General features: G+C 37.0%; 9 protein-coding genes, 1 tRNA gene and 1 pseudogene. 8 read left to right on the forward strand and 3 right to left on the reverse strand.

Features of this window, described 5'->3' with window-relative positions:
• Both Sarmat_RS04870 and Sarmat_RS04875 read right to left on the reverse strand, forming a co-directional pair.
• Positions 1–116, reverse strand: a pseudogene (locus tag Sarmat_RS04870) (IS5/IS1182 family transposase); the annotation flags it as partial.
• Positions 117–362: 246 nt separating this feature from the next.
• Positions 363–2,399 (reverse strand): LTA synthase family protein, encoded by a 2,037-nt coding sequence (locus Sarmat_RS04875; protein ID WP_202149688.1) that lies wholly within the window; start codon positions 2,397–2,399, stop codon positions 363–365.
• A gap of 195 nt (positions 2,400–2,594) precedes the next feature.
• Here Sarmat_RS04875 and Sarmat_RS04880 point away from each other — a divergent pair, with 195 nt between their 5' ends.
• The 4 genes from Sarmat_RS04880 to Sarmat_RS04895 are packed head-to-tail and all read left to right on the forward strand — an operon-like array spanning position 2,595 to position 6,038.
• A complete protein-coding gene (locus Sarmat_RS04880; protein ID WP_202149689.1) occupies positions 2,595–2,765 on the forward strand; it encodes a hypothetical protein in 171 nt (56 codons plus the stop codon).
• Entirely contained in the window at positions 2,722–3,852 is a 1,131-nt protein-coding gene (gene alr / locus Sarmat_RS04885; RefSeq protein ID WP_202149690.1) for an alanine racemase, read from the forward strand. The genes Sarmat_RS04880 and alr overlap by 44 nt, the downstream gene beginning before the upstream one ends.
• 39 nt (positions 3,853–3,891) lie before the next feature.
• Entirely contained in the window at positions 3,892–5,094 is a 1,203-nt protein-coding gene (gene lpxK / locus Sarmat_RS04890; RefSeq protein WP_202149691.1) for a tetraacyldisaccharide 4'-kinase, read from the forward strand.
• 14 nt (positions 5,095–5,108) lie between these two features.
• On the forward strand, positions 5,109–6,038 hold the full coding sequence (locus Sarmat_RS04895; protein WP_202149692.1) for a lysophospholipid acyltransferase family protein: 930 nt from the start codon (positions 5,109–5,111) through the stop codon (positions 6,036–6,038).
• A 2-nt stretch (positions 6,039–6,040) separates the two neighbouring features.
• On the opposite strand, the gene Sarmat_RS04900 is transcribed toward Sarmat_RS04895, so the two are convergent.
• Positions 6,041–7,573 carry a hypothetical protein gene (locus tag Sarmat_RS04900; RefSeq protein ID WP_202149693.1) on the reverse strand — a complete coding sequence of 511 codons (1,533 nt, stop codon included), beginning with the start codon at positions 7,571–7,573 and terminating at the stop codon, positions 6,041–6,043.
• Positions 7,574–7,719: 146 nt separating this feature from the next.
• Between Sarmat_RS04900 and Sarmat_RS04905 the strand changes: the two genes are divergently transcribed.
• The 4 genes from Sarmat_RS04905 (at position 7,720) to Sarmat_RS04920 (ending at position 8,920) form a co-directional block, all read left to right on the forward strand.
• On the forward strand, positions 7,720–8,103 hold the full coding sequence (locus Sarmat_RS04905) for a TrbC/VirB2 family protein (protein WP_202149694.1): 384 nt from the start codon (positions 7,720–7,722) through the stop codon (positions 8,101–8,103).
• Between the two features lie 48 nt (positions 8,104–8,151).
• Positions 8,152–8,325 carry a hypothetical protein gene (locus Sarmat_RS04910; protein ID WP_202149695.1) on the forward strand — a complete coding sequence of 58 codons (174 nt, stop codon included), beginning with the start codon at positions 8,152–8,154 and terminating at the stop codon, positions 8,323–8,325.
• Between the two features lie 251 nt (positions 8,326–8,576).
• Positions 8,577–8,786: a 30S ribosomal protein S21 gene (rpsU, locus tag Sarmat_RS04915; RefSeq protein WP_202149696.1), complete on the forward strand. Its 210-nt coding sequence runs from the start codon at positions 8,577–8,579 to the stop codon at positions 8,784–8,786.
• Positions 8,787–8,844: 58 nt separating this feature from the next.
• Positions 8,845–8,920: transfer RNA gene (locus Sarmat_RS04920), tRNA-Lys, on the forward strand.
• Positions 8,921–9,562 lie beyond the last annotated feature (642 nt).

Consider the following 9,562-nt stretch of genomic DNA (forward strand, 5'->3'; position numbering starts at 1 on the left):
TCTTTTTTATCAGCTTCTTCTAATATTTTTACCATCTTATCAAACGTACCACGCTTAACTCCTGTTAATCTTCTGAATTGATCATCTGATAAAATCTTCACTTGTTCATATTTCAATTGCACAACTATAATATTTTTATTGACCTAGCTTGAGTATACACATATATCACAGTTTCGAAAGAGATCTAGTGAACAACTCATCCTGAATATTTTATACTTAATCCTAACCATTTCTTACTGGGACTAAACACTTCTTTCCTAGAAGTTGTTCTCTTTTATGTTAACATACATCTTCCTTTTCATACTCTTTTTATAATGCTTTAGCTATATAATATTTGGAAGAACACCTATCTTACAAAGCTTCTATTTAGTTTGATAAAACAAGTCATATGCATTTTGATAAAAACTAATAATCTCCACCTCTAAATCATCATTCCCACATCCTACTGCACTACACTCCTTTCCAAACTCTATCTCTGATGACTGAGGCATCGTTACCAATTCAAAACCATCACGTAACTTCCTATACGCTCGAAGTTTCACGCTTTCATTCACTCCTTCCACTCGCTCCTCATGAGCGAGTCTAGAAAGAGGACTACCTTCGCGAATAGCAAAGCGCTTTCCCGGATACAAAATAGCAAGAGCCCGCGAATTCATCATGCCTAACAGTTGATAAGTACTAATAAAAGCCCTATTTTTAGGAAAATTGATAACATCCGATCCAAAAAAGCTGCTGCTATAATCTATTTTCATCAATGCAAGAAGCGTTGGCGCTAAATCAATCTGACTAGCTAAACTTTCTATGGCCTTGGGTTTTAATAATTTAGGGGCGTAAATAATCATTGGTATATGATATCTTTCTATAGGTAAATCCGTTTTGCCAGCACTAGATGCGCAGTGGTCTGCTACAATAACAAAAATTGTATTATCAAACCATTCCTTGCTACTAGCGTCCCGTAAAAACTTACCAATTGCATAATCTGTATATTTTATTGCAGCATCTCTTGACCCTTGGGCCAAATCTATGCGATTCGCAGGAAAAGTGAATGGACGATGATTCGAAGTGGTAAGAATAATAGAAAAAAACTTTTTATTTCGGCTATGAGTTTGTTCAAAAACCTGTATAGCTTTAGTAAATATATGTTCATCCGCCACTCCCCAAATATTCTCCGATTCGATCTCGCTGCTTGGTATATCTAGCCTATCTATCACCTTATACCCATTACCAGCAAAGTAATTTAGCATATTGTCAAAATAGCTATATCCACCATAAATAAAACTCACATCATATTGTAGATCATGGAAGATTTTGCCAACATTATTTTCCAGATTATGATTATCATTTCTACGCACTATGGCCGACCCAGGCAGTGGAGGCATACTAAGAGTAATTGCCTCTATGCCTCGCACAGTGCGCGTGCCAGTAGCATATAAATTTTTAAAAACTATAGAGTTTTCTATCAGATTATCTAGATGCGGCGTGAGCCCTTTGTTATTACCAAAAAAACCCAAAAATTCTGCGCTCAAACTTTCTACTAAAATAATAATAACATTCGCATTACTAATTTTCCGTTCGTTTAACACTAAACTTTGATTATTAACAAAACGATTATCTATCGCTCTTTTTATATCAGAATCATTCAAAAAACTCGCGTTTGCGGCTTCTATAGTCTTGCGTATCGTTGTTGCGGATAAAGTACGATCAAGAGTAGGATAAAAATCATAATAATTTAGGCTATTTTGAGAAAAAGCTCTAAATAATTCATATATACCATTTTTACTCAGCTCCTGACTGTATCTATTATCTTCATATGCAAACACACTAATCTTTGCTGAATCGATATAATAAAAAGCCAATACATCCACTACTAACGCCACGCCTATCACCATCACTTTATGTTTTATATTGTATCTGCGCAAATAATTGGCTATATCGCATCTACTCACTATCAAATAACCGCCAAAGATAAGCGCAAATATCAATGCACTAAATGGTATGGGTAAGGCAGTTTTAAGCATACCCATCACTTCCCTGGTATACACCAAATAATCAACGGCAATAAAATTAAAACGAGTCGAAAATTCATCCCAAAAACCAATCTCTCCAACTGCTAAAGCTAGCAGTAACACACACAAAAATATGTATGATAGATAAGTGATATATTTAAAAATTTTCAGCGATAGAGCTTTATAAAACAATATACTTATGCACTCCGAAACGGGCAGTACATAGCACAGTACTAACACATCAAACACCACTCCCAAGGCAAAGCATTGCACAAAGCAATGAGTCTGATTATGCATTTGCGCATAACATGCCAAAATGATTCTTATGCACAATTGTAGTACAAGGTAGATTTTGATGATTGGCGATATATTGATTAACGAATATTTTTGCATGTTTCCCTGCGCGCACTTCTTAACACTTCAAGCTTAATGATAGCGAAAAAATAATTATAAGAAATAAGAAAAATAAGAATTTTTTAAATCTTGTGTTTCTTGCGTTATTAGCTAGAATACTATTAGACCTCTTTCCAAACTCGCTCAATTAAGAGCAAATGCAAGAAGCATACGAAGCGCAGAGCCGCAGCATACATGAAGTTACGTAAGGATTCACACATCGGAGCAATGAAGCAGTTGTTATCAGGAGTAGAGTTTCGCAAGAGGTCTATTGATAATGAGACAATACACATTTGTCTAACACATTCTAAGGATATAAGACATGGAGCCTCAAATTTTCATCTCTCAATCAGCCTTACTGCATAACTTATCACTAGTAACGCAAGGATGTGTTGGAACAAAGATAGTTGCTGTCATAAAAGCCAATGCCTATGGACATTCCATGCTAGATGTTGCTCGCATTCTTAGTAAGAGAATAGCATTTTTGGGCGTGTCTACGCTCGAAGAGGCGATGTTTTTAAAAAATAACGGAATAGAAGATAAGATTTTAATTCAACAAGGCTTCTCTACCTACCAAGAGTTAGAGGAGATAGCTTACAATAATTTTCACTTTACTATATTCCACAACCATCAAATAGAATTAATTAAAAAACTAAGCAATGCTTTCAAAGCAACCAATACATTTAATTTACATCCTTGGCTAAAGGTGAATACTGGCATGTGTAGATTAGGCATAGAGCCAGAAGTCTTGCCATCTCATCTCCAGTTCTTCAAGAAGCTTGGATGCAGCATCAGAATCATGTCTCATATGTCATGCCAAGATACCCCAGAACATCCATTGAATCAAATACAAATAGAACGTTTTTATCACATAGCGCAAAGCTATAGCGGGCATGAGTACAGTTTATTTAATTCATCTGCACCGTTCTGCGCCAGAGATAATTTTTTTGATTATGTTCGCATAGGCATTGCGCTCTATGGCATCTCTCCATTGCAAAATAAAACAAGCGCTGAGCTCGGCCTGCAACCCGTAATGCGTTTTTATGGACAAATAATATCTATTGATGAGCGCAAATGCGGCGAGTATATTGGCTACTGCGCCACACACCAGCTTTCGCCAGAACAAACACATTCTATGCATAGGTTAGGAGGCGACGGCGCAGAAAAAAGGAAGATAGCCACTGTGGCAGTAGGCTATTCTCATGGATATCCCGCAATAAACTGCGGATATGTCTTACTTGGCTATAACAAAGCGAAATGCCAGATAGTTGGTAAGGTTTCAATGAATATGCTAACCATCGATGTTACTCACATCCTAGATGCCCAGATAGGTGCGCAAGTGTGTTTATGGGGCGCGGAGGAGTTGTTAGTAGAGCATGTGGAGCGATTTAGCGGCCAAAGTAGGTGGGTGACAGTGACTAAAGCGAATGCGCCAATTGTAATAACAGAATAAAACGCACTTTCTCAAACGTACTTTCAGAAATAAACTTGAATGCATTTTCGTTATCCATTTTGGTGGAACAGTAAAAAAATTGCTTATTGTTTTGCAATATTCCTAGCCCCCATTTCTATTTTATACTATCTTGCGGGTTGGGCGCGCCAAGCCTTAGCAAAACCAATAGAGTTGCAACAGTCTTTAGTAGTATGCGTTGGTAATTTTAGCGTAGGCGGCACGGGTAAAACTCAAATTATAGAATATTTAGCTAAGAAATTATCAGAACTAGACATTCACTTTATAATTGTCTCTAAGTCATACAAAGGCTCTTTAAAAGGGGCGGTGGTAGCAACGCCTCAGCATGGCTCGGAGGTTATTGGGGATGAAGCGGCGTGTTTTGTTTCGAATGGTTATGTGGTGGTAGCGGCTTGCAACATAAAGAATGCCATACCCATTATACATAAAATTAATCCTAAGGTGGTGTTATTAGATGATGGAATGCAAAATCCTTATCTAATAAAAGACTACATCATTGCAGCGGTGGATGGTGTGCGTGGATTTGGCAATGGCATGTTAATTCCGTTAGGACCCATGCGCACCAATCATCCAAAAAACATTAATGCAATAGTTGTTACTAACCCATCCACTCAGTTACAAAGCCAAAATATCAGAAGCAATCACTTCAATAGACCTCTTTCGAAACTCGCTCATGATGAGCAAATGCGAGGAGTATACGAAGCACAGAGCCGCAGCGTACATGAAGTACGTGAGGACTTGCGCATCGACAGCGACGAGCAGTTGCCATCAGGAGTAGAGTTAGGAAAGAGGTCTAATGTCTTTGCAAGTAAAACCATGATGTTTTGGGCAAAACAAGTTAATTGCAATGCTATCATAGCTGCTCATACAGTCCTTCTGGCGCAGCAGAAGCAGAAAAAGCATCGACGCATTGCATTTTCTGGCATAGGCAATAACGATAATTTTTTTTCTCAGCTAAGAAGAGAGGGATTTAATATCATTGGCACTATATCTTTTTCTGATCATCATAGATATGATTTAGAAGATATTTTATCGCTACATCAACAAGCCTGCGCAAGCAATGCCACGCTCACTACTACTTTTAAAGATTATATAAAATGCAAACCTTATTGCGAAATGTTAGGGTTTGAGATTGAATGCATCAATGCTGTGTTGCACGTTGATGATACCAGGATCTTTGATGAGATATTGTATAAATTAGAACATAAAATCAAAAAACGCTAAAGTATATAAACAAGATGAAGTTATATATAAAACAACTCATTAAGCGATGCTTGCTGCACCCGCTAGAATATCTGGGTGCATTATTACTAATTAATTTTTCTAGAATGTTAGGAGTAGAAAGAGCTAGTAATTTCTTTGGTAGATTATTCGAAATGTTAGGCCCTAAGATCGCGGTTAATAAAACTGTACTTCAAAACTTATCTTTAGTGTTCGATCGCAAAAGTTCAACGTCTACTGGCGCCGAAAAAAACGAAGAGAGGCGGAAATTAGCGCGAAAAATATGGCAAAATTTCGGCAGATTTATTGGAGAGTTGCCGCACGTATACAGCATGTCTGCATCGCAAGTGGCGCAGAGACTAGAAGTGGAAGGAGTTAATCATATCATCCAATTAGTAAAAGAGAATGAAAATTTCATTATTTACACTGGGCATTTTGCAAACTGGGAAATGGCTTTAAATGTGTTGTATAGTCTCCCAAAACACAAGCCTTATTGCATTGTATATCAAACATTAGGTAACCCGCATATAGAAAAAATCATTAAAAATCTACGCCCTGTAAACGGCAGTTATTTGCTGGATATTAAAAAAAATGCCGCAGAAATAATAAAAGTTTGTCGTGCGGGGCATGTGCTAGTTATGTTAGTAGATCAAAGACTCAATAGCGGTATTGAAGTACCGCTCTTAGGAAATAACTGCATGACGCCAGATGGCCCCGCAACCATCGCGATAAAATTTAATTATAGATTAGTGCCTCTCCAATTTTTTAGAACTAGCGAAAAGGTAAAATTTAAAGCCATTATTCATGCCCCCCATAAGTTTCATGCTACTGCGCAAAAAACTCAAGATGTATATCACATCACCAAAGCAATGAATGATAATCTCAGTAGATGGATCTTGGCGCGTCCAGAGCAGTGGTTTTGGCTGCATAATAGGTGGAAGATGTAGTTCTATTGCCTCCTGCTTTTTGCAAGCTCCATACCCCAGTTCATTAATATATGTATTAAATGCTCGTGCGTCTTGCGTCGCTCGTCCTCATCTGTAATATGAGTAGTTATTCCTTCATCTAGTGCGAAGTCATACAAAGGCAATATTTCACTCAAAGGCTTATCATTAACCTTGATTTTTTCGCCACTCCAATAACCGGAAATGAGAAAATTATCGGATTGTGACTTAGGATATTCGGATATGCTCTTGAGGAAAAAATAATTAGCTTTTGCAAAAATATCACGCTCAATCTCAGTGAGTTTTGCGTTAATATTCTGCGGAGTAATGAGTTTAGTAAGCAATGACACGATTTTATTAGCATTGTTAATGCCTAGATTAACTTCGTAATCCTTCCGATTATCTACTCTCTCGCTTTTATTTTCTTGAGGTTTACAATTAAGATAGATGCCATTTTTATTGTTAATGCAAGATACTGTCAGTACGTCAAGAGATTGATTTATTATCGATAACATTGCATCTACCTGATATGAGCGCCCCTCTAAGATCTTATATTCTTTAGAATCAAACTTTTCTATCGAAGAAATATCAAAATCATATCTATTCTTCGTTCTGGCGTTCAAATATTTTACCAGAGATATTATGCGATATGCTGTATCAAAAAAGTTATTTTTTATCTCTAAGTTCATTTTAGTATAAAAAGCATGCTTGGTACTTGACGTCTCATAAGAGATTTGCCCGTCAAACTTAAGTAAGTTTATGTCTACTATACCACTATATTGCAGGCGATAATCGCGATAAAAATCAGAAATAGCTTGCCCATGAGTAGACAGCGTAATACTGCCGTTACTACAGATACTAATTGGTATAAATGCACCATAAAGCATGGAAGTGGGGGCGGGCAATCGCTCAAAATCGACATAACTTTTGTTGTTAATTTTATATTCCATCGCTATTGATTGCGGTAGATTTTTTCTCAGATCTAATTCTACGCGCGTATCTTGCTTGGTGAGGTTAATAAATTGCTCTCCAGACTCATACAGCATCTCATTACTAAATTTATTGCGCACAACAAGGGCGCTGTGCCGATAATCGACGCTGTGAATGGCGTTTATTAAGTCTGTAGGATCATGACGAAGACGCGATATATTCTTCCAGGTAAATGGTATAGCGAAACTATATGCCATTTTATCGATATTAATTATCGAATCGAATTGGTCGGTAGATATCTTATATCTACTAATAATTTCGCCATCATATTTAATATGTACCACGCCTGTAAATAAAGAATATTCTAAATATAGTGGGTGAGATAAGGAAATTTCTACGCTCTCTTGATTTTCTCGTAAGTTATTGATCCTTAATCCTAAGAATAGAGGGAAGCCATGAGGAGAAATTGATGTAAAGCTAAATTTGGGTTGTTCTTGAGTATTATTTTCATTTCTGTTGTTTACATTATTTAATATGTTGCAAATAGGATATACTAATATAAACCATAAAACGATATAAAGTAATGCCAGAACGGCTAATATACTCAAGAGGTATTTAATCTTTTGTTTAAATATACAATTAAAAATGGTGATATAAGTCATCGAAAATAATTAAAAATTACTTGAGAGCAATGAAAATACATGCTATAGTTTAATTATGAGTAAAATCTTCAATTAATTACAAGAGGTAACATATGAAAAATAGTACAGAATTGTCTATCAATCTTTCTGTAAATAACCTTGCTAGATGGATTTTTTATCTTTTTGCATTTTATATGCTAATCTATAATATAGATGCTCTTGCCGGGACCACACCCGACGCCGCCACCGCCAAATCTGACAAGGAAATATCAGCTGTATTTTGTCATTTATATGATATGATTGGGGGTGATATAGGAAAAGCGCTAGCTGCCATGGCAATAATATGTGTAGCTATCCTTTTTACCATGGGTAAAATACAGAAGGAGTTGATGTTTGCAGTAGCAGTAGGTATAGTGTTCATGTTCTATGCCAAAAGCATCGTAGGCATGATAGCTGGAGACAGCGCAGCTGATTTCTGCAAAGTAGCTGCTCAGTAAATACAAGGAGCTAGTGGGCCTCTTGCAAAACTCACTAATGATGAGCAAATGTCAGGATCAAATGAAGGTGCAGAACTTCGAGCATACATGGGGTTAAGTGCGGCCTTCAAAACGGCGCGACCCAGTCTTGAGGGAGTGGAGTTTTTCGAAGAAATCTACTCTGTGTATACCCCACGTTCTGTTATTCCTACGCTCATGCTTTCTCTTCATAAGCTATTGTAGACTAGAGGTCCATCGGTGTTAAAATAGAGGTAGGCGCAGTGCGCATGTTCTATTTTAGAAACATCATGGACATGATCACTAGAGACAAGGTTACTATATCTTCCGTTTAAAAGTTAGTTGACAAAGGAAGGATGCTATGCTAACATCAACCAGGTGTGGTTGCACTGCGAAAAAAAATTCCTTTTTTCGTCCAGTTTATCCATTCTTTGTCATCACTTTTTTAACATGTTCGTTATTATTTTTATTTTTCTATGGTCTCTATTAATGTTCGTCCCGGTGATAACGGCACAGAAGCTCTAAGAAAACTCAGGTTTAGCTTAGCTCAAGAGGGTTACTCAGCTAAGTTAAAAGATTTGCGTCATAATACCCCTCCATCCCAAAAAAAGAGGGAGAAGGAAAGACAGAAGGAAAAAAAAGTAAAAAGAGCGTGTAAAGAAAGACAAAGAATTGAGTCGGCTTGATTTTTTGCTCGCTTCTTAACTTGTCTTGAGCCACCTAGTTTGCACTCAGGGAGTTTTAGAGTTCGTAGCTCAGCTGGTAGAGCGCCTGACTTTTAATCAGGTTGTCCCGGGTTCGATCCCCGGCGGACTCACCATCTCTTTCACTCTCCCCTTACCCCTCTCTCATTATTATACCATCTGATTTATTTTTTATTTTCTAAAATCTTTATTTTCTAAAGTGTTTATTACTGAATATTGCTATTTTGTAAGGTATGATTAAATCAAGAATCACTAACAACCAAAATATTACTAAACTCTTATCCATCATCTTCGCTTTTGTTCAAACTTCCGCGTCAGGAGTAAATACAAAAATTATACTTTTGATAAAGCGTATGAGTGTATATACAATTAAGTGAAAATTTGAATCTATAAGGACGGAATAGTTGCTTGCATGATAGAATAGACCTCTTGCGTAAGTATTTAATTAACAATTAGCCAATGCGAGGGGTGAAGAAGGTTGTTCGTGATTATTTAGACCTCTTTCCTAACTCTACTCCTGATGGCAACTGCTTCGTCGCTCCGATGCGCAAGTCCTCACGTACTTCATGTACGCTGCGGCTCTGTGCTTCGTATACTCCTCGCATTTGCTCATCATGAGCGAGTTTCGAAAGAGGTCTATTTTAGCATCAAGCGGCAAGTAATTTATTAACGAAATCATTTTTGAAATTAACAATTCCAGCAACAATATTAAACTTTAGATTATAGCCCCTACGCTTATTGCGATATCTATGAGATAA

Source organism: Candidatus Sarmatiella mevalonica (assembly GCF_016751895.1).
GTDB lineage: Bacteria > Pseudomonadota > Alphaproteobacteria > Rickettsiales > Rickettsiaceae > Sarmatiella > Sarmatiella mevalonica.